The 24,510-nt window shown below is 62.9% G+C and carries 22 protein-coding genes; 10 read left to right on the top strand and 12 right to left on the bottom strand.

The annotated features are described in order from the left end of the window. Positions 1-78 precede the first annotated feature (78 nt). From AC1DPF_RS11470 to AC1DPF_RS11500, 7 genes are read right to left on the bottom strand one after another with little or no spacing between them, the layout of a single operon-like run. Positions 79-879 (bottom strand): SDR family NAD(P)-dependent oxidoreductase, encoded by an 801-nt coding sequence (locus AC1DPF_RS11470; protein ID WP_477873041.1) that lies wholly within the window; start codon positions 877-879, stop codon positions 79-81. Then, on the bottom strand, positions 879-2,144 hold the full coding sequence (locus tag AC1DPF_RS11475) for an MFS transporter (RefSeq protein ID WP_477961416.1): 1,266 nt from the start codon (positions 2,142-2,144) through the stop codon (positions 879-881). The genes AC1DPF_RS11470 and AC1DPF_RS11475 overlap by 1 nt, the downstream gene beginning before the upstream one ends. 23 nt (positions 2,145-2,167) lie before the next feature. After that, positions 2,168-3,412 (bottom strand): multidrug effflux MFS transporter, encoded by a 1,245-nt coding sequence (locus tag AC1DPF_RS11480; protein WP_477961418.1) that lies wholly within the window; start codon positions 3,410-3,412, stop codon positions 2,168-2,170. A 44-nt stretch (positions 3,413-3,456) separates the two neighbouring features. Beyond that, positions 3,457-4,248: an SDR family NAD(P)-dependent oxidoreductase gene (locus tag AC1DPF_RS11485; RefSeq protein ID WP_477961420.1), complete on the bottom strand. Its 792-nt coding sequence runs from the start codon at positions 4,246-4,248 to the stop codon at positions 3,457-3,459. Positions 4,249-4,293: 45 nt separating this feature from the next. After that, on the bottom strand, positions 4,294-5,910 hold the full coding sequence (locus AC1DPF_RS11490; protein WP_477873049.1) for a class I adenylate-forming enzyme family protein: 1,617 nt from the start codon (positions 5,908-5,910) through the stop codon (positions 4,294-4,296). 41 nt (positions 5,911-5,951) lie between these two features. Further along, entirely contained in the window at positions 5,952-7,112 is a 1,161-nt protein-coding gene (locus tag AC1DPF_RS11495) for an acyl-CoA dehydrogenase family protein (RefSeq protein ID WP_477961422.1), read from the bottom strand. Further along, entirely contained in the window at positions 7,109-8,122 is a 1,014-nt protein-coding gene (locus AC1DPF_RS11500) for an acyl-CoA dehydrogenase family protein (protein WP_477873053.1), read from the bottom strand. The genes AC1DPF_RS11495 and AC1DPF_RS11500 overlap by 4 nt, the downstream gene beginning before the upstream one ends. A gap of 256 nt (positions 8,123-8,378) precedes the next feature. Here AC1DPF_RS11500 and AC1DPF_RS11505 point away from each other — a divergent pair, with 256 nt between their 5' ends. From AC1DPF_RS11505 to AC1DPF_RS11530, 6 genes are all read left to right on the top strand, one after another. Further along, entirely contained in the window at positions 8,379-10,922 is a 2,544-nt protein-coding gene (locus AC1DPF_RS11505; RefSeq protein ID WP_477961424.1) for a TonB-dependent receptor, read from the top strand. Between the two features lie 328 nt (positions 10,923-11,250). Further along, entirely contained in the window at positions 11,251-12,792 is a 1,542-nt protein-coding gene (locus AC1DPF_RS11510) for an SMP-30/gluconolactonase/LRE family protein (RefSeq protein ID WP_477961426.1), read from the top strand. Next, positions 12,789-13,694 (top strand): SMP-30/gluconolactonase/LRE family protein, encoded by a 906-nt coding sequence (locus tag AC1DPF_RS11515; protein WP_477961429.1) that lies wholly within the window; start codon positions 12,789-12,791, stop codon positions 13,692-13,694. Before AC1DPF_RS11510 ends, AC1DPF_RS11515 begins: the two co-directional genes overlap by 4 nt. Further along, the gene (locus tag AC1DPF_RS11520; protein WP_477961431.1) at positions 13,691-14,491 is read left to right on the top strand and encodes an enoyl-CoA hydratase; all 801 of its coding nucleotides are present in this window, start codon (positions 13,691-13,693) and stop codon (positions 14,489-14,491) included. Before AC1DPF_RS11515 ends, AC1DPF_RS11520 begins: the two co-directional genes overlap by 4 nt. A 61-nt stretch (positions 14,492-14,552) precedes the next feature. Further along, a complete protein-coding gene (locus tag AC1DPF_RS11525; RefSeq protein ID WP_477873065.1) occupies positions 14,553-15,362 on the top strand; it encodes an IclR family transcriptional regulator in 810 nt (269 codons plus the stop codon). A 79-nt stretch (positions 15,363-15,441) separates the two neighbouring features. Continuing rightward, the gene (locus AC1DPF_RS11530) at positions 15,442-15,672 is read left to right on the top strand and encodes a hypothetical protein (protein WP_477961433.1); all 231 of its coding nucleotides are present in this window, start codon (positions 15,442-15,444) and stop codon (positions 15,670-15,672) included. A 381-nt stretch (positions 15,673-16,053) separates the two neighbouring features. Here the strand turns inward: AC1DPF_RS11530 and AC1DPF_RS11535 are convergent, their stop codons facing one another. Continuing rightward, positions 16,054-16,299, bottom strand: a complete 246-nt coding sequence (locus AC1DPF_RS11535; protein WP_477961434.1) for a nucleotidyl transferase AbiEii/AbiGii toxin family protein — start codon at positions 16,297-16,299, stop codon at positions 16,054-16,056. Positions 16,300-16,630: 331 nt separating this feature from the next. Between AC1DPF_RS11535 and AC1DPF_RS11540 the strand changes: the two genes are divergently transcribed. Then, positions 16,631-17,893 (top strand): serine hydroxymethyltransferase, encoded by a 1,263-nt coding sequence (locus AC1DPF_RS11540; RefSeq protein ID WP_477873029.1) that lies wholly within the window; start codon positions 16,631-16,633, stop codon positions 17,891-17,893. Between the two features lie 73 nt (positions 17,894-17,966). Here the strand turns inward: AC1DPF_RS11540 and AC1DPF_RS11545 are convergent, their stop codons facing one another. Continuing rightward, positions 17,967-18,266, bottom strand: coding sequence for a putative quinol monooxygenase (locus AC1DPF_RS11545; protein ID WP_477961436.1), 300 nt, complete (start codon positions 18,264-18,266; stop codon positions 17,967-17,969). A 30-nt stretch (positions 18,267-18,296) separates the two neighbouring features. Beyond that, positions 18,297-19,934, bottom strand: a complete 1,638-nt coding sequence (locus tag AC1DPF_RS11550) for a GMC family oxidoreductase (protein WP_477961439.1) — start codon at positions 19,932-19,934, stop codon at positions 18,297-18,299. Positions 19,935-20,111: 177 nt separating this feature from the next. On the opposite strand from AC1DPF_RS11550, the gene AC1DPF_RS11555 reads away from it, so the two are divergent. Together AC1DPF_RS11555 and AC1DPF_RS11560 are read left to right on the top strand one after the other, a co-directional pair. Continuing rightward, positions 20,112-21,251, top strand: coding sequence for a serine hydrolase domain-containing protein (locus AC1DPF_RS11555; RefSeq protein WP_477873022.1), 1,140 nt, complete (start codon positions 20,112-20,114; stop codon positions 21,249-21,251). A 51-nt stretch (positions 21,252-21,302) separates the two neighbouring features. Continuing rightward, positions 21,303-22,136 (top strand): SDR family NAD(P)-dependent oxidoreductase, encoded by an 834-nt coding sequence (locus AC1DPF_RS11560; protein WP_477961441.1) that lies wholly within the window; start codon positions 21,303-21,305, stop codon positions 22,134-22,136. Positions 22,137-22,148: 12 nt separating this feature from the next. Here the strand turns inward: AC1DPF_RS11560 and AC1DPF_RS11565 are convergent, their stop codons facing one another. Together AC1DPF_RS11565 and AC1DPF_RS11570 are read right to left on the bottom strand one after the other, a co-directional pair. Further along, positions 22,149-22,559, bottom strand: a complete 411-nt coding sequence (locus AC1DPF_RS11565; protein ID WP_477961443.1) for a nuclear transport factor 2 family protein — start codon at positions 22,557-22,559, stop codon at positions 22,149-22,151. Positions 22,560-22,562: 3 nt separating this feature from the next. Next, positions 22,563-23,540, bottom strand: coding sequence for a dihydrodipicolinate synthase family protein (locus AC1DPF_RS11570; protein ID WP_477961445.1), 978 nt, complete (start codon positions 23,538-23,540; stop codon positions 22,563-22,565). Positions 23,541-23,778: 238 nt separating this feature from the next. On the opposite strand from AC1DPF_RS11570, the gene AC1DPF_RS11575 reads away from it, so the two are divergent. Next, complete coding sequence (locus AC1DPF_RS11575; protein WP_477961447.1) at positions 23,779-24,444, top strand: nuclear transport factor 2 family protein; 666 nt, start codon at positions 23,779-23,781, stop codon at positions 24,442-24,444. The last annotated feature ends 66 nt before the right edge of the window (positions 24,445-24,510 follow it).

Consider the following 24,510-nt stretch of genomic DNA (forward strand, 5'->3'; position numbering starts at 1 on the left):
ATGGTCTCCTACGGTAAACTATGTCGGCGCAATGCTGTCAGGCCGGCAGATCTGCCGACGATCGATGGGTAGGCTTTCTCATCCGGTGTTTCGGGCCATTGCGTCGCCCCATCCGGCCATGATCAGCCCGCCGTCGACGACCAGGGTCTGGCCCGTCACGAAGGCCGCCTCCGGCCCGGCCAGGAACAGCGCCGCGTGGGCGATATCCTGGGGCCGGCCGCAGCGCGGAAGCGGTTGGCACTTGGCGAACGCCGCCTCCGCTTCCTCGCGACGGGCGGCGCCGGATACCTTGAACGACAGGGGCGTCAGGATCATCCCCGGCGCGATGGCGTTGACGCGGATATTGTCGCCGGCATGGCGGGCAGCGGCTGTCATCGTCATCTTCACCACTGCGGCCTTGGTGGCGCCATAGGCGAAGGTTCCCCCCGCGCCGCTCAGCGCCCCGATCGACGCAATCGAGACGATCGATCCTCCGCCGGCCTGCTGCATCACGGGTATGGCGTGCTTCATCCCGAAAAACACGCTGCGCATGTTGATCGCGATGATGTCGTTCCAAAGCTGTTCTTCGAGCGTCAGCAGCCGATCCAGATCGGGAAGCGCGATCGCCGCATTGTTGACCAAGATATCGAGCCGGTCCCACCTACCGACGACGGCGGCGATCGCCTCTGCGATCGCCTGCTCGGATCGGACGTCGGTTTTCAGGAACATCGCATCGCCGCCCGCGTCGGCAATCGCGCCGACGACGGTCCGGCCCGCCTCCTCATTGATGTCGGCGACCAGCACGCGCGCACCCTCGGCCGCGAAATGCTTCGCGATCCCTTCGCCAATCCCCATGCCCGCTCCCGTCACCAGTGCGGTTTGCCCCTTCAAGCGTTCCATTAAGAATCTCCGTTTCCGCCGGATCCTTCACGATCCGATTGCCGCCAATAGAACGTGCCGATCAGGGCGAGGACGAGCAGGCCCGCCAAGCCCATCCAGGTCATCCGATAGTCGCCGGTCCGGTCGAAGATCAGGCCGGCGGCCAAGGGGCAGCCGAGCGTGATCGGCGCCATGACCGCCCGTGACCAGCCGAGCACGCGGCCATAAGTCGACAGCGGATATTCGGCTGCTAGCGCGGCGCCCCAGACTGGCATCATCGCCCCCACGCCCAGGCCGAACGCGAGCACGCTCGACACCAGAGCCTCATAGTTCGATGCCGTCGACAATATGGCTAGCCCGGCGATCTGAAGCATCGCAGCCGCGCGGAGCGCCCAGACTTTGCTGACGACATCGCCTAGAAATCCGAACCCGACCTTGCCCAGGATGGCCGCGAGCCCGGCTATCGACAGCAGGGTCGATCCGGCCATCGTCCCGAAGCCGAGCGTCGTGGCAAAGCCGACCATTGAGATGGCGATCGCACTGTTCGCGCCGAGCATGGCGCTCACGACGATGCTGACGACCCAGAAGCCGGGCCGCCGGGCGATCTCGCGCAGCGGCAACGGCGCTTCACCGGGCTGGCCATGTGACGCGATGTTCATGGGAGCGGGCGGGGATTCCGGGAGCCGGGCCAACCACCAGACCGGAACGGCCAGCGCCGCGAATGCGCCTGCATAGATCAGGAACGTCGGACGCAGGCCGGCGCTTTCGATCAGCAGCGCGGTGAGCGGCGGAAAGATGATCGCGGCAACCGAAGCGCCCAGCACCGACAGGCCGATAGCAAAGCTGCGGCGGCGCTGAAACCAGTGCGACAACAGGTAGTTTGTGACCACATTGCCCATGCAATTATCGGCCATCGCGATCAGTGTGCTGAATATGGCGATGGTCACGCCGATCGAGCCCGCGAACGCCATCGCGACGAAACCCAACGCGGTTCCGATCGCCCCTGCGGCGGCGATGCGGTGGATCGGAAGTCGATCGATCACCATGCCAATCGGGATTGAGCCGAAGCTTCCCACCAGCATGGCTGCGGTGTAGCCCAGATAGATCGTGGCCCGGGGAGCGTGATATTCGCCGGCGAGCGCCACCGCATAGTTGCCATAGGCATAATAGACCGGTCCGGCTCCAAGCATCAGCATCGCGAAGCACAGCAACAACACCGCATTACCGCGGGGGGATTGCGTGCGACCGGACAGCGCGGCCTCCGCCTTGGCGGCGTCCGTGGCCATGGCATGGACATACCGGCTGGACATCAGGCGACGTCGACGGAGCGAGCGAAGAGCCGGCCCCGCTCCGTGACGGCGACGATGGCGATCGCGACGATCGCGACGGCGAGAAAGCCCAGCGCCACCGGCACCGTCGTGCCGTTGAAGTTCTGTCCAATGATGCTTCCGACGCCGACGCCGACCACCGTGGAGATGGCAGACTGCGTCGAGGATGCGGTTCCGGCGATGGCACCCATCGGCTCCATCGCCATGGCGTTGAAGTTAGACCAGGACAGGCCGAAGCAGAACATCTGCAGCGATTGAAACAGGATCAGCGTCCATACCGTTTCGGCGCCCGCCAAGGCCACGCAGCTGTGCAGCGCTGCGATCGTCGCCAGACATAACAGCGCGCCATGCGACAGCATCCGGGTGCCATAGCGACCGACGAGGCGCGCATTGGACAGCGCGCCCGCCGCCATCACCCCGCCGATAACGGCATAGGAAGGCGCCAGCAGATCGGCACTGCCAAAGCCGATCTCGAAAATCTGCTGCGCCGAAAAGATGAAACCGAGCAGGCTGCCGTAGATGATCGAGCCACAGAGCGCGTAACCGAGCGACTGTCGAGTGGTCACGATCTGCATCAATGCGCGGCCGATCCGGCCGAACTCCAGCGATTGCCTTTGCTCGGGAGGAAGGGTTTCCGGCAGTCGGAGCGCAAGCCAGATTGATACCGCTCCGCTGAACAGGGCCAGCGCCCAGAATAGACTTCGCCATGGCAGGAGCAGCATGATGAGCTGTCCCAATGCCGGCGCCAGGATCGGCACGAGCAGGACGATCGTCATCGACAGTGACAGGACGCGCGCCATGTCACGCCCACTATAGCGATCGCGGACGATGGCCGTCGCCAGGGTGCGCATCGCCGCGGCGGCGCATCCCTGGAGGAATCGCGCAGCGACGAGCAGTTCGAAGCTGCCGGCGGCGGCGGCGACCCCACTCATCGCCACGAACGAGATGAGCCCGGTCAAGATGATCCGACGCCGTCCGAAACGATCTGCGAGCGGGCCGTAGAGGATCATCGCCGCGCCGAGGCCGAGCAAATAGGCGCCGATCACGAGCTGGCGCTGATTTTCACCGCCAAGCCGCAAGGACGACGATATTGCGGGCAGTGCCGGCAGCATCAGGTCGACCCCGAGCGCGGAGGTCGTCTGCAGCATCGCGATGAGCGCCACGAACTCGCGAAATCCCATCGATGAACGCGCGGCCTGACTGCCGCTGATATCTGGTCCGGTCATGCTGGTCCCTGGCATGCTGATGATCGCCGGTCGGTGTGGCTGGGTCAGTCGATCGTCGCGCCGCCGTCGATCGGCAGGACGATTCCGGTCGTCCACCTGGATTCGTCGGTGAGCAGGAACAACACCCCGCGCGCGACGTCATCGGGATGTGCGATGTAGTTCATGGGAAAGCGCGCAGCCATTCTGGCGAGCCCTTCCTCATCAGGCGCGAGCCGATCCATGATCTCGGAATAGGTCGGCCCCGGGGCCACCGCGTTGACCCGGATATTCCTGGTCGCGTAATCCAGCGCCGCCGACTTGGTCAGGCCGGCCAGGCCCCATTTGCTCGAACAGTAGATCGTGTTGCCCGGCGCGCCGACGAGGCCCCCGACCGACGACATGTTGACGATCGAGCCGCCGCCGGAGGCGAGCATCGCCCGGGCCTCATGCTTCACGCAGGCGAAAACGCCGCGCAGGTTGGTATCGATGATCTTGTCGAAATCGGCCAGGTTGAGCTCATGGATGGCGCCATGGATCCCGCCCAGTCCGGCATTGTTGAGCGCGCCGTCCAGCCGGCCATAAGCGCTGACGCAGGCATCGACCGCATCGGAAATCGACTGTTCGGACGTGACGTCGCACAGGACGGCCGTGGCTTCCAGCCCCTCCGCACGGAGATCCGCCGCGATATGGGTGATGCGATCCTCGCGACGGGCGGCCAGCACCACCTTGGCGCCTTCGCGCGCGAAGAGTTCGGCGGCTGCGGCGCCGATGCCGCTGGAAGCACCCGTCACGAGCACGACCTTGTCCTTCAATCTGCTGGCATGCCAATCGAGCGGCGGCGGACTGTTATAGGTCATCGGTACATCCTCTCATCTTGTCTTCAGGGCCTCTTCGGAAGTCGATCAGCTTCCGCGCGGCTCCGCGATCGCCGCGAGCCGAAGCTTGCTGCGGTCCACCTTGCCCATGGTGTTGCGCGGGAGTTGCTCGGCGATGAGCCACACCGCCGGAATCTTGTATTTCGCCAGCCGATCGGCCGCTGCGTCGTAAAGCCGGCTTCGCAGTTCTTCGGTGTCCACCCCGGCTTCGAACTCGACCGCCGCCGCAACGATCTCGCCCAGGCGATCGTGGGGCACTCCGAATGCGATCGCCGATCGCACCCCGGCGACGCCTTCCAGCACCCGCTCGATCTCGCGCGGATAGATGTTCGCGCCGCCGCGCAATATCATATCTGTGCCGCGAGAAGTCAGATGAAAGATACCGAACTTGTCGACATGCCCGATGTCGCCGGTATGCAGCCAGCCGCCGCGCAAGGCTTGTTCCGTCGCCTCACGATTCTTCCAATAGCCCAGCATCGGCGTGTAGATGCCCGCATGGGAGCCGTCTCGGGCGGCGCGGACGCAGATCTCGCCATCGGTGCCGTCGGCGACCCGGTTTCCAGCCATGTCCAGAATCGCCACCTCCAGATGCGGCAAGGGGCGACCGATGGCGCCCTCGACCGGCTGGTCGTCCGGATTGAAGCGCGTCACCACGCCCGGCGCCTCGGTCAAGCCATAGCCATCGCGCATCTCTCTCCCGAAGCGTTCGCGATACATGGTCCGCAACCGATCCGAAGCGCCTGCGCCGGCTGTGGCGAGATAGACAAGGCCGGACATGTCCTCCCGGGCAAGATCGGCGCTCATCAGCATGTCGTAAATGACGGGCGGGGGCGCGCGGAAGCCGTCAATATGTTCGGCCCGCACCCATTGGAAAATGCCGCCCGCGTCGGCCCGATCGACGCACAGCAGCGTGTGGCCATGCCGCAGCGTTCCAAGCCCGTGGTTGATCATCACGTTCATGACGGTGAGCTGCATGACGCAGCCCTGTCGCGTCACGCCCGCCCGTTCCTCCTCCGAATCGGCGGTGGCGACGAGCATGTTGTGCTGGCTGTGAACGACGCCTTTGGGAAAGCCTGTCGTCCCGCTGGTATAGCCGATGATGGCGGGCAGGAAGGGGTCGACCGCGACATGCGGGGGCGGGCACCCTTCATGCTGACGCAGCAACTCCCGCCATCCACTGTCGGGGCGCGAGGGCTCCATGTCGATCACTTCGCGTAGATCCGGCAAGTCACCACGCTGAGGAAGGATCTCGGCACGGGATGCCTCGTCGGCCAAATAGACCGAGACGCCGCAATCCTTCAGCTGAAAGACCTTCTCGGAAGCGGACAGGTGACGGGAAATGCCGACCCAGACCGCACCGATGTTCTGGGTCGCATGAAAGGCGATCACCATGTCGGGATCGTTGCGCGACGTAGCGGCGACCCGGTCCTGCGGCTTGATACCCCGCGCGAGCAAGGCGTTTGCCGCCGCATCGACCGCCCGGAGGAAGCCGGCAAAGTCATAGCGGGCATAACGGCCGACCAGCGCTTCCCTGCCAGGCTGGAGTCGTGCAACCTCGAGCATGGCTTGGCCGATGGTCGGGTGAGCAGGCTGCTCGCGGTGCCGAGGCACGATCAGCCCCAGCGCGTCGTAGTCTGGATCCACGGCCCTGTTGCCTTGCACTGAAGATGTCATGGACGCTTTTTTCATCCCTTGGGCAGCCCGAGCAGCCGCTCACCGATAATATTGCGGCGGATCTCGGCCGTGCCGCCTGCCAGCGTGCGAAGGCGTGAGGCCAGGTAGCGCTTGGGCCAGTTACAGACCGGGTGCATTTCCAGCGACCGGCTGCCCATGATCTCGAACGCCAGCTCATGGACGCGCTGGACCAGCTCGGTGCCGAACACGGCAGGTATGATCCCCTCGGCCCCCACCGGCCCTTGCTCGAAGCGGGAAATGGTCATGTAGCTCATGGCCCTCAAGGCCGCCGTTTCCGCCCGCGCCATGGCCAGCCGGGCGGCGATGTCGCCCGTTTCGATCACCGGTCTGCCACTCGCATCCCGGGTCTCCCGGGCCAGCCGCAGCAGGGTCTCGACCACCCGGCCGATCTCTATCCTCTCGCCAAGGCTGGCGGTCGCCCGCTCGAATTCCAGCGTGGTCATCGCCACGTTCCAGCCGTCGTGCAGGCCGCCTACGACATGCGCCAGCGGGATTTCCACATCGGTGTAGAAGACCTCGCAGAAATGGAGGTCTCCGTCCATTGCCCGGATCGGGCGCACTTCCACGCCGGGATGGTGCATGTCGCAGACCACCCAGCTGAGCCCGCGATGGCGCACCGAACCCGGTTCGGTGCGGATCAGCATTTCCTGATAATCCGCCTGATGGCCGTTGGTCGTCCAGATCTTGGACCCGTTGACGATCAGCCTGTCGCCTTCGATCCGCCCGAACGTGCGCAGCGAGGCAAGGTCCGATCCGGCATTGGGCTCGGAAAAGCCCTGGCACCAGGGGGTTTCGCCCCGTAGGATCGGGGGCAGGAATTTCGCCTTCTGCTCCTCGGTTCCGCGGGCGATGATCGTCGGCCCGGCATGATTGAGGGCGATAAAGAAAATTCCCTCGCCGGGCGCCCCGGAGCGAGCCACTTCCTCGAACCAGATGAGCTGCTTCATCAGCGTCAGTTCGCGCCCGCCATAGGCCTTCGGCCAGGAGAGCCCGGCCCAGCCATGGTCGTGGAGCGTGCGCTGCCAGCGCTTGTCGAAACCCATGCGCTCGTCGGTTCCGACCGGCGGGGCGCGGCCTGGGCTGTTTTCCGCCAGCCAGTCACGGGCCTGCTCGCGAAACTCCTGCTCGTCGGGGGAGAAATCGAGATTCACGCCGCCTGCTCCAGCACATCGGAGCAGGACAGCAGAGCGTCCCGATGCGTCACGGCCGTGCCGAAGCACATGTCCATCACACGGGCGCGCTTCAGAAAGCGATGGGCAACCAGTTCGTCCGTCACGCCGATGGCGCCATGGAGCTGAATGTTGGCTTGGGCATTGACGATCGCATGGGCGGATGCAACCAGCCGCGCAGCGAGCGCTTGATAGCGAGCGCGGCCATTGTCCTGACCGAAGCACAGCGCCGCAAAGACTACCTGCGCCCAGGCCGCGTCCGACCGGATCGCCATATCGGCGCAGCGATGCTTCACCGCCTGGAAGCCGCCGATCGGGCGGCCGAACTGTTCACGCGTCGATGCATAGCGAACCGCCATCCCGGTAATCGCCTCGCACATCCCCGTGGCGTAGGCGGCCGACAGAATGAGCGTGAGGTCGTGTAGGCCGGGATCCTGTACCCGACAGAGGACCGGTGCGGCGGCAAGATCTGCCAGAGCCAGCGCCATGGCTTCGTCAAACGCCTCTCGTTGATCGAGCTCGGGCAGCTCCCCGAGCCCGTGGAGAGCCGCGCCTTCCGGCGTAACGAGAAGAGCCAGCGTCGCATCGCGGCAGTCGAGAAGATAGGCGGGGGTGCCATCTCCGGCTCCGGGTGCGTCTGTCGGCACGGCGGTCGCCACCCGACTGATGCCCGCGATGATCGATTCGGCGAGGGGCGCATTGCCTGCCGCCTGCGCGACGCGCGCACCCAGCAAGCTCGTGAGCATCGAGAGCGGCGCAAGGACGCGGCCGAATTCCCGGGCCACTAGTACATGGTCCCCTACCGGCAGATCGGATCCGCCTGCGACCCCGGCGGTGGCAATGCCCAGCCAGCCGAGAGACGCCATTTGGTGCCACGTCCGCGAATCGAGGGCCGGATCGAGGCCCGCTCCGGTCAGCCGTTCGACCGGCAGTTCGGCCTTCAGAAATTTCGCGACGCTGTGCGCCAGTTCCTGCTGAGCATCTGTTGCCACAAGGCTTGCCACCCGCTCCACCTATTCCACATGTTGATATGATGAAATTGCTGCGATCGAGACTTCTGTCAACCGTCAATTGCGAATTGGCGGAGGAATTTGCTGAGTTCTGCCGTAATATCTGGTTCTACCGTGAAGAGCGGAAGGCGATTGACATGAGTTTGTATTCCACTAAATGGAACATCGTGAGACGGACCAAGGGCGTCCACGGCAGGGCGACAAAGATGGCGGTCGCCACTTAGGGGAGAGAGAAATCATGGCCATGAAGCCGAATTCATCATCCACGCGAATCATCATCGCCGGGCTGCTGGCCTGTGGTGCATCCTGGGTCAGCACGGCTGCGGCCCATGCCCAGGCCGGAGCCCGGGCGCCGGACAGCGAGCCCGCCGGCTTGGAAGATATTGTCGTGACGGCCCGCCGCGTCTCGGAAAGTCAGCAGCGCGTTCCGATTGCGATCACCACCATTTCCAATGAGGCCCTGCAGAAGCGCAACGTCAGGACGGTGTCCGACATCCAGTTCAGCGTGCCCAACCTGCAGATCGCGCCAAGCATCAACTATGTCAGCGTGCCCGAATTCACGATGCGCGGCCAGCGCCAGCAGCTCTTCACCGATGAAAACGTTGTGACCTATCTCAACGACGTTCCGGTCAGTACAAGAGCGCTGCTGCTTTACGATATGGAGAATGTTCAGGCCATCAAGGGCCCGCAGGGCACGTTGTTCGGCAAGAATTCGCTGGGCGGTGCTATGGTATTCACCACCAAGCGGCCAACGTTCGACCTTGAAGGCTCGGCCGAAGTCGAACTGGGCAATTACGACCGCAGACAGTTCACCGGCGTCCTGAACCTGCCCTTGGCGGCCGACATGGCTGCGGTGCGCGTTGCCGGCCGCATCGAGCGTCGCGATGGCGTGTTCAAGAACAGCTTCGTCGATTCCAAAGACATGGATAATCGCAGAAATGAAAGTGTCCGCGCGACTCTGCTGCTGACCCCCGGCGACAGATTCGAAAATCTGACGACCGTGGATTTTATCCACCGCAACGAAGTCGGCGGTCCGCGCGTGATCGAAGCGGCGCTGGCAACCACGCCGGGCCTCCCGGCGCTTGCGCGACAGGGTGTGACCCTGCAGAGTCAGGAGGGCGGCGCCCAGCCGATTCTTGACGGCGGCCTTCTGGTCCGCGCCGGCACGCCCTTCAGGGTGAGCATGCCTACTGGCATCGGCCGTACCAGCGCGCTCGGTGGAGGGAGCGTGCTCAATACCAACGGCAGCTATGTCAAGACTTACGGCATTGCCAACAAGACTTCGTTCAAACTCAACGATGCCCTGACGATCCGGAATATTTTCGGCTACCGCTACGAAAAGGCGATCGACGAGCAGACACCGTCCGGCTTCAGCGGTTACATTCTCGATCTCACGCCGGTGCTCGGGCCGAACGGCGGAACGGGCCAGACCGCGCTCAATACGACGAACTACCTCAACACGTTCAAGACCCTCACCGATGAATTGCAACTCGTTGGAGAGCTTGCCGATCTGAAGTTCATCGTCGGCGGTTTTTACAGCCACCAGAAGAATGGCTATGATGTCGACAGTTATCTGGCCGTCGGACCGGTCTCGTTCCGCCCGCGGCCGACGCGGCATGCTGATATGCGGCAGACCTTCACTTCGAAGGCGATATTCGCGCAGGGAACATATGATTTCGGATCAGTGGGGCTCGAAGGGCTGAGGCTGACGCTGGGAGGGCGCTACACCTGGGACAAGAAGAGCGCGACCAACGAGAATTTCTATTCGAACATCAATGATCTGAAGCAGGATTGGCCGGTTGCGAACGCCGTCTGCAACACCATAGCCGGAACATCGAGCGGCGTAACCGCCGTCAACAGCGCGACAGCATGCAATCTGACCGGCGGGAGATCGTGGAAGGCGGCGACCTACACGGCGTCGCTCGAATATCAGGCTTCCCGCGATACCTTGCTCTATGCGGCCACGCGCCGCGGCTATAAGGCGGGCGGCACAAATCCGACCACGGTCACCAACAGATTCGTCTTCTACAATCCCGAGCATCTCACCGATTACGAGATCGGCCTGAAGCACCAGGGCTCGATCGGTGACGTAGCCTATCGACTGAACGTCGCCGGCTTCATCGGCAAGTATAAGGACATCCAGACCCAGTCGATTCTCAGCTTCTGCTCCGACGCCACGCAGCCCTCGGCCACCTGCCCGGTGCGCTATACGGACCTGATCATCGTCAACCTGGGCAAGGCGACCATCAAGGGCGTGGAGGTGGACGCCACGGTCAAGCCGATCCCCGAACTTCAGCTCGACGTCGCCTATGCGTATCAGACCGGCCGATATGGTTCGGGCTCGTTCATCCCGGCGCCGGCGAAGCCAGGGCCGATATCCAATGACAATGTGGTCGATCTGAACGGCGGCTTCCCCCTGAAGGGCCAGGGGTTCACCGGTATTCCGCGTCATACGCTCTCGGTTGCCGGTTCGCTGGACCTGTCCTTCATCCCCGAATCCTTGGCCCGGACCAGCGTGAGCATGAATTACGCATATCGCGGCAGCAGCAAGGGGCTTGCGCAGCTCGGTGTTCTGAAAGCGGCCGGTTTCGGCCTGCTCAACGGCCGGATCAGCTTCAACGATCTTGCCGGAACCCCATTTTCGCTGGCATTCTGGATGCAGAACATCGCCGGCAAGCACTATCGCCTTGCCTGCATCGATTCGCTTGCGAGCCTGGGCTTCGCCAACTGCCGCTGGGGCGAACCCCGCCTCTACGGCATGGCTGCCTCCGTCAAATTCTGATGACCGGGCTGTCGGGTAGGAGCGCGATCGTCACCGCCGGGGCGATGAAGATGGGCGAGGCGATTGCCCCTGCCCTCGCTCGCCGCGGCGTCGACGTTCTGGTGACCGACGGGGACTAGGAGCGGTAGAGCGGGCGATCGCCGCGATCCGGGCGGCAGAACGGGTCGGCCGCCTTTGCGAAGGGCGGGGTCCGGTCGGCCGGGGTTTCAAGCTGGCGCTTAAGAAGGGAATTGCCATGCGACGGGTGGTAGCCCTCTTGGTTGTTGGTGCGGGCAGCGCTTTATTTGCGGCGATCGGTGCGGCCGATTCCGCACCGCGGCCGCACCGGATGATTGACGACGGGCATGTGCAAGCTGTCGCGGAGCGGCCGTGGCATATCCGCCTGCTCGTGCCGGGTTCGGAGTTTCACACCGTGAACGGCGTGGCGCTCGACGATCGCGGCGATCTCTATGCTGGCAGCGTCGCCGGCCAATCCGTTTTCAGGACGCGTGACTTCCAGGCGATCGAAACCGTTGTCGGGCCGCCGCTTGGCGAGGCCGACGATCTTCTAGTGACGCATGACGGTTCGATAATCTGGACCGCCATGGGACAGGGCGCCGTGCGCCGCCGCGATCCGGACGGAACGATCCGGGACATCGCCACCGGCATTCCGGGGGTCAACCCGATCGCCATGACGCGCGACGGCAAGCGCCTCTTCGTCGGGCAGATGCTGCATGGCGACAGCCTCTGGGAAGTCGATCCCGAAGGACGCCGGCCCGCGCGCAGGCTGGTCGAAGGGGTAGGATGGCTGAACGGATTCTCGGTCGGCGACGATGGCAGCCTCTACGCCCCATTATATCTGAAGGGTGAGATCGCGCGCATCGATCCGGACAGGGGCAGGGTGGATATTCTCGCGGCGGGATTTGAGCATCCCACCTCCGTCAGGATCGCGCGGGACGGTTCGCTGCTCGTCCTGGAATCTCCCACCGGCACGATTTGGAGCCTGAGCAGTGGAAAGCGCCATATCGTGGCGAAGCTGCCGGCAGGCGCGGACAACTTCCTGGTCAGGTCGGACGGCAGCATCCTGGTCAGCAACATGCGCGACGGCAGCATCACCGCGGTCGATCCTGCAAACGGCGCCAACAAAACCTTGATTTCGGCGCGGCTCGCCTTTCCCTCGGATATCGCGGTCGACGGATCCCGGCTGATCGTGAGCGACACGTTCGCCCTGCGCACCGTCGATCGGCGCAGCGGCGCGATCGGCGGCGTTCTTCACCCCGTCGACCCCGGCATCTATCCCGCAACCGCGCTTTCCGTGGCGAACGGGAAGGCTGCGCTGACTAGCGAAATGCTGGGCACCGTCCAGGTCGTCGATCTTGAAAGCGGCCGCATCGAAAGAACCGTTGGCGGGGCGGAGGGGGCCGTGGACGCCGTCCGGACGAACGATGGCAAGCTCTTCGCGCTATTGCCCGCCAAGGGCGAACTGGTCGAACTGATGGGTGATCGACAGCGCATCGTGACCAGCGGCCTGTATGCTCCGGTCGGCCTAGAGGACATGGGCGACGGATCGGTGATCGTCGCGGAAAGTGGCAGCGGGTCCCTGCTCTCGATCAACCTTGCCGATGGAAAGGCGCACACCATCGCGGGCGGCCTAGGTACGCCGCGATCCGTGGCGATCGGCAGGACGGGATTTGCGGTGCTCGACGTCGGCGGGCGCAAGGCGTGGTGGGTGGACAGGGCGACGGGCAAGGCCCGGATAATCGCGCACGACCTTCCCGTTGGCCATCTACGCAAGCCTTATCCCCGCTCCGGCGGAATCGCAATGGATGCTGCCGGCACCGTCTATATCGCCGCAGACGAAACCAACGCCATTTACGCGATCAGCCGATGAGCCTGTCCTGTTCCTTTTTCGGTACGGCACGGAACAGGCTGGGGGAAAGTCCGCTGTGGGACGAGGCCCGCCAATGCCTGTGGTGGATCGACGCGCAAGCGGTCGCGCCCTGCGAAGGCTGGATTCACGCCGCGCATGAGGATGGGACGCCCCATGCCAGCTGGCGGTTCGCGCGGGCCGTGGGCAGCATCGGACTGACCGAAAACGGTCTGGTGGCGGCGATGGCGGACGGCTTCTACCTTGTGGATGAGCGGGGAGAGGCGCGCCAGTGGGTCGCCTGCTCAACCCATGGCGGGGCGATCCGCTTTAATGACGGGAAGGCGGATCGCACCGGCAATTTCCTGGCGGGCCAGATGGAATTGCGCGAAGGCACAACACCAAAGGCTGCCCTCTGGTGCCTGACCCGCAACGGGCTGACACATACGTTGGAAAGCGGGCTGCGATTGGCCAATGCGATCTGCTTTTCGCCCGACAATGCGATAATCTATTTCGCGGACAGTCCGGAAGGTTGTATTCGGGCCCACGCCTATGATGCGGATCGCGGCCTGCTGGGCTCCCGTATCGGGACGATCGACTGCCTTCGCTTCGGCTCCATCCCTGACGGGGCGACCGTGGACAGCGACGGCAATTTGTGGGTGGCACTGGTTCAGTCGCAGGCGGTCGTCTGCCTATCGCCCACCGGCCGGTTGCTGCACCGCGTCGACATGCCGGTGCCCTTCCCGTCCTGCCCTGCGTTCGGTGGGAAGGATCTGGACACGCTGTTCGTAACGACGATCGCGGATTCAGGCCGCTACCTCAGGACGGATCATCCCGATGCTGGTCGCATCGTCACCGTCCGTGGGCTGGGGGTGAGGGGAATTGCGGAGCGCCGCTGGGAAATGAAAACGGAGCCAAGTGAATGAACGAACCGGAAATCCTGCTGGAACGCAACAGCCATGTCCTGCGCATCTGGCTCGCCCGCGAAGACGCGCGCAACGCACAGAGCAGGCAGCTTCTGGACCAGCTTGACGAGGCCTTTGCCGAGGCGACGGATGACGAGGACATCCATGTCGTGATCCTGGCAGGCAAGGGCAAACATTTCTCGTCAGGACATGACCTCAAGCAGGCACAGGCAGAGCGGGCCGGCTTTACGGTCGAAGATCGCTGGAAATATGAAAGCAGGCGGTATCTGGACTATTGCCTGCGTATTCGCGACTTTCCGAAGCCCACCATCGCCCAGGTCCAGGGCGGATCCATCGCCGCCGGGTTCATGCTGGCCAATATGTGCGATCTGGTCGTCGCAGCCGACGATGCGTTTTTCAGCGATCCCGTCACCTACATGATGGGCGCGGCCGCGACCGAAGTGCTGATTCACCCGTGGGTGATGGGCTCGCGCATCGCCAAGGAATTCCTGTTCACCGGGAATCGCATGTCGGCGCAGCGCGGTTATGAGCTCGGCATGGTCAACCGCGTCGTGAGCGCCGCGCAGCTGGAAGATGCCGCAATGGAGCTCGCCCTCCACATCGCGAAGGCGCCGCCGTTCGCCCTGCGCCTGGTCAAGAAATCGCTTAATCGCTCCGAGGACAGCCAGGGCTTTCGCGAAGCTCTGTCCGCGCATTTCGATATTCACCAACTCAGCCACGTCACCGCGGAATACGGCAGTCTGGCGCGCGGGGGGCTTGCTGCCTCGATCAAGAAAATCTCCGCCAAGGAGGATTGAGAGGGCCGTGAAAGGAGGATCCCGATGCAATTGAGCTTGTCGCCTTTGTCTATTCCATTCATTGCCCGTTCCGAAGCCCCCGGGAAAAGGACGTGGAACGCTGGAGAAGATCGCCGGAACCCAGAGCATCGCGAGAGCCTTTGCGATCCTGCGTACATTGTCGAGGTTCGGGGCACGCGGCATGCCTTTGCGGGAGATTGCGCGCGCCAATGAACTCACCCCCGCAACTGCGCATCGCATGTTGCAGCAGCTGGTCCAGCAGGGTGCGATCGTGCAGCGGAAGAATTCCGACTATGCGCTGGGGCCGCTGATGGCGGAACTTAGCATCGCGACCTATTCGCGCGACGTCGTCATCGCAGCCTGCAACCCGGCTATGCACATGCTGTCGGAACAGACCGAGGAAACCGTCTTCCTGATCATGCAGTCGGGCAGTGATGGCCTCTGCCTCGACAGGGTGGAAGGCAAGGGGATCGTCCGGGTCATTACGCTCGACGTGGGCGAACGGCGCCCGCTCACCGATTCCGCGGGGGGCATTGCCATGCTCGCCCAGCACGACGATGCCGAGATAGAGGCGCTTCTGGCTATCACCGGATCGAGCCATTCACGCTATGCCTTCGACGCGGCGGCGATGTGGAGCAGGATCGGCGACGCCAGAGGGCAAGGTTTCGCCTTCGTGAAACGGGAGGAACAGGGGATCAGTGCCATTGGCATGGCGCTCGCCTCGCCCCATGTCCGTCTCGCTATCAGCCTGTCTAGCACCTCGGCGCGGCTGGAGGAACCGCGCCGTAGCCGGATCATCGACGCGCTGGGGACGGCCGTCCAGTCGGCGCAGGGGCGTCTGCTGTCTCTTCCCTTCGGCGAGAAAAACTAATGGAGGAGCTGGAGATCGAGGATCGCGGCCACGTCCGCAGGATCAAATCGCCGAGCGCCGCGGCAAGGCGCAGGACGAGGTGCTCGAAGAGATGGCCTCGCTCGATCGGCTGAGGAGAATGGTGGCGAATTTGCGCGGTGAGGAAATGTCGGGGGGCACCGGCCGCGTCACCGAATTCCTGGGACTGGCCGAGCGCCGGCTGGCATCACGCGAAGCAGCGCTTTCCGCTGACGAGCAGCGTTTCGAGAAAAACAAGTTATTCGGCGACGATGATGATCAAGCCTTTCGGCCACCGTACGGCTACTACTAAGCGGTCGTCGGACGGTGTAATTTTGTCCATGTCCGGGGGCGTCCACCCTTTTCCAGACGATGTGTTGGTGCTATTGATGGTGCCGGTGATTTTCCACTGCCGATTTGCAGGGAAAATCAGCCTCTTGGGTGCCCGATGGGAGTGTTCTCCTGGCACCAGTGATCTTCCGGAAAGGTCCATCAAGCGGCTGGTCTTTCAGATTTTCAATGCAATATAGCCCGTGGGCGGCCTATGTCCAATAACGGCGTCGAGGTCCGTGCTCGGACGTCCGCAATCAGCCGTTGACGCACCTCGATCAGTGTCTCGAGCGGCACATGCTCGATCGTCATGCCGTCGAAATCCTAGGCAAAGGCCCGGTCAATCGCAAGAAGATGGGATCGATCAGTTCGCGGAGTGGGAGACCCGAACAAGGGCATAGACCAGGAAGGTCCGGAACAGATCGTCGGTCATGCCGCAATGGCTGTAGAGCAGGTGGACGTCATACAGTTCGCGCGGATGCTGGCGGTCGAGCGCGGCGCAGAGCTTGCCGGCATACGGATCTTCAAAGGCGAGCACGGGCATCTTGGCGAAGCCGAAAACCTCCTCGACTGCGCGGGTGACCCGCATGATGCGCGGCCCGCGCAACACCGGCGGTTCCAAAACACGCTATCTTAGTGTCCGCGGAACCGGCAGCAGCTCAATTCGCGAATGACTGGCCGCAGCGCCACAAAGCGGATCGCCCTTCATCGGTTGCGACCGCGGCTGCCGGGGCAAGGCCACCTATCAGGAAGATAGGTCCCATCACGAATGGCAGACGATAGGCTTCCCCATCCGCAGTTCGTGCAAGCAAGGGGTCAGGCGAGATGTCCGAAATTATCCACGGGGTAGGGATTCGAAAGCGCGCCGCTACACCATCTGAAAGACGTGGTTTGATCGTCGGTACAGGCGTCTCTTTCGCCATCACGGGGGCGATCTGATCATGCAGCGCGAAGCCATCCTGGGTGAAAGTGACCCTGAAATCGCCGCGGCCATGGCGGGCGAGGCGCGTCGCCAGGTCGAAGAGATCGAGCTGATCCCCTCGGAAAATTATACCTATCCGGAGGTGCTTGCGGCACTAGGATCGGTCCTCACAAACAAATATGCCGAGGGCTATCCCGGCCGCCGCTATTATGGCGGACAAGAATATATCGACCAGATCGAAACACTCGCCCGTCAGCGTGCCTGTATGCTCTTCCGGGCGGAGCACGCCAACGTGCAGCCGCTTTCCGGCTCGCCGATGAATCAGGCGGTCTATTTCGGCGTGCTCAATCCTGGCGACGCGGTGCTCGCGATGGATCTGTCTCATGGCGGCCACCTGACGCACGGCGCGCCCGTCTCCCACATGAGCAAGGTATTTAATTTCTTCCGCTACAAGACCAATTCCGACGGGTCGGGGGCGATCGATGCCGATGCGCTACTGCGGCTGGCGAAGGAAGTGCGGCCGAAACTGCTCCTCTGTGGCCACTCATCATATCCGCGCAACTATGACTATCACATGTTCAAAAGCATCGCCGATGAGGTCGGAGCACTCACCATGGCCGATGTGTCCCATATCGGCGGCCTGATTGCAGGCGGCGTGCTGGACAATCCGTTGGACGCGGGTTTTGATATCGTCACCACGACGACCCACAAGACGCTGCGTGGACCGCGTGGCGGCCTCATCCTGTGCCGCAAGAGATATGCTCGAGAAATCGATTCCGCAGTCTTCCCTGGGCTCCAGGGCGGACCGCACATGAACAATATCGCGGGAGCGGCGATTACCTTTCGCAGGGCTGCCGAACCGGCCTTCAAAGATTATTCAAACCGGATTTTGGCCAATGCCCGGCGGCTGGCGGAGAGCCTGTCCGGCGCCGGCATAGCGTTGGTGACAGGGGGCACGGAGAATCATCTGCTCGTCATCGATGTGATGACGAGCTTCGGCATCGATGGCCGCACCGCGCAAGAAGCGCTCGAACATGTCGGAATCACCAGCAACAAGCAGGTGATTCCCGATGATCCGCTTCCGCCGACGCGACCGAGCGGCCTGCGTGTCGGCACCCCGGCGATAACGACGCGTGGCATGGACGAAGACGACATGATCGAGCTCGCAGATCTGATTGTAGTGGTGCTGCGCAGTGGACGAGGCGCACCCATGAGCGATATCCGCACCCGGGTTTCCAATCTGAGCAAGCGCTGCCCGATCCCAGGCTATGCGGTGGGATAGGATCCTGCCCGAAGGGATGGGATCCCCGAGCCACCGAGATTTGACATCAAATTCGGTGGCTCGGTACGGAATGTCAGACTGCGTCGATCGGCGTCAGGATATTGACCTCGATGGGCCCGTCGAGAAGCTCCATGATGGTGGCGCGATATTCCTTGTAATAAGAGCCCGCGCGATGAGCCTCCAGGGCGGCATCGTCCCGATATTGCTCGGCCAGGCAAAAGATATGTTTGCCCTCCGCCGACATTTCATAAAGATTGTAGAGCATACAGCCGGGCTCTTGCCGGCTATTATCGACCATATTCTGCAAGATGCCTTTGATCTTGTCCTCCGATCCGGGCTTGGCGAAAAATCGGACGAAAACGAAATTCTGCATGAAGTTCTCCTTTGTTGATGAGATGCAGGGCTATGCTGAGGGAGGCGGGCGCCTGTTCAGGATGAGGTCGCTGGCCTTTTCGGCAATCATGATGACAGGGGCCGCCGTGTTGCCGCCGACAATCCTTGGCATCACGGAGGCGTCGACCACCCGTAGCGCTTCCACCCCGCGAACGCGAAGCGCGGGATCGGTCACGCAATGGTCTTCGGCGCCCATGTGGCATGTGCCTGTGGGGTGATGCACGGTAACGCAGTTGTGCCGGATGAAATCCTCCAAGGCGGGTTCGTCGGTGACATGGGCTCCGGGCAGGCACTCCGATGAACCCAGTCCCGTAAAGGCCGCATTCGTCAGCACGTGGCGCGCTATTCCCAAGCCTTCGGTCAGCAGCGCAAGATCGTTGGGATGCGACAGAAAGGCAGGATCGATGAGCGGCGCCTCACCGGGGTCGGCCGATGCGATATGCACCTCGCCGCTGCTCTGGGGGCGCAGCAACGCCACGAGAATGCCATAGCCGCGCTCGATCGGAACGAGGCGCGGCCCGCGATGCATCGGCATGAAAATCAATTGGAGATCGGGTCGCTGCTCCGCGCGCGACGTATGAACGAACGCGGTCGCTTCGAATATGTTGGACGCTAGCGGGCCGCGGCGAAGCAGAACATATTCGGCCGCGTTGCCGATCAGCCGCGGAATGACGCGCCAGTCGACGACATAGGGCAGGTTGCTGCGTGTCCGCATCTGCACCGGCGCCACCAGATGATCCTGCAACCTGGCTCCCACAGCCGGCAGATGATGACGCGCGGGAATGCCGAGTGCGGCAAGGCGGTTCGCATCGCCTACGCCGGAACGCTGCAGAATCGCCGGCGAACCATAGCTGCCCGCCGACAGAATGACCTCTCGCGTGGCGGTGAAGGCGATTTCCTCACCATTCTTGCGGATCTGCAGGCCCGTGGCCCTGCGGCCCTCGAAGAGGATCCGGTCGACCAGCGCGCCGGTAAGGACCGATAGATTCGGCCTGCCTTGGGCTGGCCCCAGGAAAGCCGTGGCCGACGATTCACGACGTCCCTTTCTGATCGTGGCCTGCCGCACGCCGAAGCCCGTGGGATCGGGGCCATTGAAGTCCTCCACCACCCGATGGCCCATGCTGGCGCCCGCCTGAAGGAAGCGATCCACCAATGGATTGGGCCGGTGATAGCTGCTCACCTGCATCGGCCCGTCGGTGCCGTGCCACGGCCCGTTGAAGACGATATTGGCTTCGGAGCGCGTGAAATAGGGCAGCAGCTCTGCATAGCTCCAGCCGGCGCAGCCAAGCGCCGCCCATTCGTCATAGTCGCGCGGATGTCCCCGAAAATAGACCATGCCATTGGTGGAGGTGCATCCGCCCAGCACGCGGCCGCGTGGCAACGGGATGCGCCGGCCCGCCGCGCCCGGCTGAGGAACGGTGGCATAGCGCCAGTCCAGTTCCGGGTGGCCGATCAACCCCGCGACTCCAGCCGGAATATGCACCAGCGGATGCTTGTCCGGCCCGCCGGCCTCCACAAGGGCCACGCGGAACCGTCCGTCTTCCGAAAGGCGATTGGCGAGGACGCAGCCAGCCGCGCCAGCGCCGACAATCACATAATCGAAAAGCTGGGCAAGATCACCCGTTCCGGGTCCTTCCTTCGCGCCCACCTTTCTGCCCTCCCGCTTGCTCACACGGCGACAATGGCTCCCGTCCTCGGCCGGGCCACCTATCTCGCACGATAGGTCTCGCCAGGGAGCTGGAACCCTATTGCCTTGGCCGAGAGGCGCCTGCGCCTATGCAAACCAGGAGGAAGAAAAATGGCCGGCAGGGCGGAAGAGTTTGGCATGAGCGGCGAACGCCTGGCGCGAATCCGCCCGGCGATGGAGGCCTTGATCGAGAAGCGAAAGTTTTTTGGCGGGGAAATACTTGTCGCCCGGCATGGCGAGGTGGTGCTCCACGAGGCGGTTGGCTACCGGGATTGGGACAACAAGGTGCTTCTTGAGAAGAACGCGGTCTATTCTATCTTCTCCATGACCAAGTCACTCACGGGCGTGCTTACACTCCACGCGATCGAGGCGGGACAGTTCGCGTTGACCACAAAGGTGAGCGAGATCATTCCCGAATTCTCCGGCGGCGTACGCGAGGACATAAACTTCTATCATCTGCTGACCCACACTTCGGGCCTGCCGATGACCTTCACCCCGATTCCGGGCATGTTCATCGATAATCTCGACGAGATGATCGCGGCGATCTGCGCCAAGGTCCACTCGACCGCCGCACCGGGCAGCGAGGCAAGCTATGCCCCGCTGGTCGGCCATGCGCTGATGGGCGAAGCGGTCCGCCGCACCGATCCAAAAGGCCGCAGTTTCCGCCAGATCATGCAGGAGACGATCCTCGATCCGCTGGGAATGAAGGACAGCGCGATCGGCCTGCGCCCCGACCTCAAACCACGCCACGTCAAACCCCAATGGCTGTTTGACAAGGGCGCGCTGCAGCACCTTTCGCGCAATCTCGAAGGTTCGGATGCGGCCTTTGAGGATCCTGACGCAGAAATGCCCTGGGTGGGGCTTTGCTCGACCGTCACCGACATCTTCCACTTTACCGAGATGCTGCGCCGGGGAGGCGAATATCGCGGCGCGCGCATCCTCTCGCCCGTCACGGTGGAACGTACCCGGGTCAACGAGACGGGGAGCATGATCAACCAGCTTTATGGTCGCAACGCCATCGCGCGCGGCTGGGAGCCGGCCCCGGCCTATCTTTCCGTTGGCTTCTCGCTGAGCGGCGACCGGATCTGCCATCAGCAGATGGGTAGTTTGACGAGCCCGCAGACCTTCGGCCAGCACGGCCAGGGCAGCATGCTTTACTGGGTGGATCCCCGATGGGACGTGACATTCGTGTGTCTGTCGCACGGCGTGATGATCGAGGGCGAGAATTACGAGCGCTTCCAGAAGCTTTCCGATCTTGCCATTACATCCGTAATCTGAACCACGCTTCCGGCCCGGCTATCCGGCTCGTTTTTTTCGAAAGGTGTCGACATGAAGAGCGCGACCGACCTTTTTTCGGTTCAGAATTATGGCGTGGTCGTCACTGGCGGAGCGAGCGGCATCGGCCTTGGCTATGCCGAGGCGCTGGCCGCGAACGGCGCGCGCGTGACTTTGCTTGATCTTGATCCTGGGCGAATCGCCATCGAAACTGAACGGCTGCGCAATCTCGGTTTCTATGTGCGCGGGGCAGTGGTCGATGTCACGGACCACGCCGCGCTCGACGCGGCCATCGACGAGGCCGCCGCCGAATATGGGGGGCTGGATGTCGTTTTTGCGAATGCCGGCATCGATTCCGGCCCGGGTTATCTGGGGGCATGGATTGGCGGCCAGCGTCCGCGCCTCGATGAAGGGGCGCTGGAAAATTATTCCAACGAACGCTGGAACCGCATCGTAGACGTCAATCTGACCGGAGCGTTCGCAACGCTGCGTGCTGCTGCCCGCCACATGAAACCGCGCCGTTCGGGGCGGATGATCGTCACCACGTCGGCAGCGGCGCTCCGGTGCGAGCCGGCGATCGGCGTCGCCTATATGGCGGCAAAGGCGGGCGCCGCGCATCTGGTACGCAATGTCGCGCTCGAAATGGCCGCTTATGGGATCACGGTCAACGCGATCGCGCCGGGGATGTTCGTCACCAATATCGGGGGGGGGCACTTCAAGGACGAGAAGCTCCAGGCCGAGTTCGGAAAGGCCATTCCTGCCCATCGCGTGGGCTTTCCATCCGACATGTACGGCCTTGCCCTGTTTCTCGCGTCGCCAGCATCGGCTTATGTCACCGGGCAGCAGATCGTCATCGACGGCGGACTTTGCCTTGGCCAGGCGGACTGAGCGCCGGTGCGTTCAGTCCGCTTTCAGCAGTTCATGGACATAATAACTGTCCATATATTCGCGTAACGCCGTCACGCGGCCGCCATCCACTTCCACGGCCGTGACATAGTGATTGTCGTAGGAGCGGCCATCGCGCAGCCGGCCGCCGCCATGAGATTCCATGATCACCAGATTGCCGGACGAAACCAGGGTGCGCAGGGTGATCTGCGGAGAACCCGGTTCGAAAAGAGCCCTAATGGGGCGGATGAACTCGAATATCGCATCCGCCCCCCGATGGGATCCTTCTCCGGGTACGCCCCGCGCCATGACTGACCAGAGGACATTCTGGTCCATCAGCGCGCGCGTGGCTTCCCAGTCTTCCGCTCCCAGCGCCGCGAAGAATGCTGCCACGGTGCGCTCGGCGTCGTTCTTCGGTGTGAACATGGTTCAGCCCTCCAGAACCATGGCCCCGCGCGGCAGGCGTTCGCCGCGTGCATAGGCGGCGCGGCCGACGAAGAATTCCTCCAGCGGCCCGTCATAAGGCTTCACGCCGGATGCAGCGAGCGCGGATCGGAGCGATTCCATCTCCCACTCGCTCAGGCGGTGGATGGGCTGGCGTAACATGCCGCCATTGCCGCCGACCAGCCATTGCTGGAACTTGAAGCTGAGGAACGGATAAAGGCCGGAACCGGAAAGACGGCCGTGCAGGTTCCAGCTGGCGGACCGGACCGGGTCTATCGCCCAGTAGATTTCCATCGCCTCGTCGATCTGGCCGGCACGGAAATGGTTGAACATCCGCACCACGCGCTGATCGTCCTGCGACTGCCACATGTCGTAGCCCATTGCGCCCGCCCATTGCGCGCCCCTGTCGCCCACGACGAATGCCCAGGCGTTGTCGAGCGGATCGTTGATGAGCAGCTGATCGCCGACCGCCGAGAACACATGGGCTGAATAGTTGGGCGGGTTGAGGTTGCCAATCTTGAGGCCCACCATGTTGTCAATGTCGGCAAGACGGCGGATGATGTCGATGGATAATGTTCCGTGGCCGAACCGGCTGAGATCGAAGCGGGCGGCCGGATAGATATCCATGCACAGATCCACCGCATCGCATACAGCCTTCATCGTTTCGAAGACCTCCTGCTCGCTATCGGGGTGAAACTGGACGGGGGTGCCAAGCAGCACATGGTGACCACCCACCGACTGGAAATATTTGAGGAACTCCACGTCATTGCGGAAGGTATCGAGCAGAACCGGCGCTGAAACGAGAATGCGCCCCCGCGCCTCATCGCACACGATGCGGACGAATTCGCAGCGCTCCGCCATCGTCATGGATGTCGATTCCACGGCGGCGAGGACAGAAAACATGCCGTGCCTGATGTAATAGTCCACATCATGCCGGATGCCATCCTCATCGAGACGGCTCAAATCCGGCGTAAAGGACGGCATCAGCGTTCCTTCGAGACCATTATAATTATGTTTGGCCCAAGATTTCGCTTCCTTGCGTGTGAATTCCATCCGTCTCTCCAAAGTATCTGCCGCAGGCGGCGCTTTGCGATCGCTCCACACGTTAGCGGGAACGACGGGCCGGCCACCTATCGCCCCGGATAGGTGCCTGGCGGGCGGTGCATTTCCTATCGCTTCGGAAACATTTGGAGAGGCGGACATGGAGGAACGGACGCGGGATAGGCTGGCGGCTATTGCCGACACCCACGAGATCGCCAATCTACAGGGCCGCTACATGTATTATCTGGAAGCGCATCGCTATCGGGAGGTGCTGGCGCTGTTCGCGCGCAACGATCCGGACGTGTCGGTGGAGATCGGAGAGGGCGGCGTCTATGTCGGCCGGGCGAAGGTTGAGGCGATGTTTCTCCACGTCCTCAAGCCGTTTTTCACCCTGCCCGGGATGATGCCGCTGCATATGCTCACCACTCCGGTGATCGAGGTCGAGCCCGGCGCCTTGCGCGCGCAGGGCATGTGGCAGACGCTCGGGTGCAACAGCTTTCCAACCGAATCGGGTCTGAAGGCTGTGTGGCAGCAGGGCGCCTATGACAATCTCTATGTGAAGGAGGAAGGGCGGTGGCGGATTCTACGCATGCGCTGGCTCGCCAACTTCCGGACATCCTTCGATAAGGGATGGGTCGAGGAGCCGCTGCACCATCTTGCGCCGCTCGACTTGGACAGGTTTCCGCCGGAACATCGGCCCGATCTACCGGCCAGCGGCGCTTTCGAAAGCTATGATCCCATGGCTGTTCGGCAGCGCGCTCCTCTGCCGCCGGAGCCAGCCCCAGATCAGGAATCTCGCCACTTACCTCCCTATCTCGCGGGATAGGTAAACTTCTCGGACGAGCGGGTAGTATTTGATTCGAAGGAACAGCAATAATCAGCAGGAGGGGTC

The sequence above is a fragment of the Rhizorhabdus sp. P4_G6 genome (genome assembly GCF_056401045.1).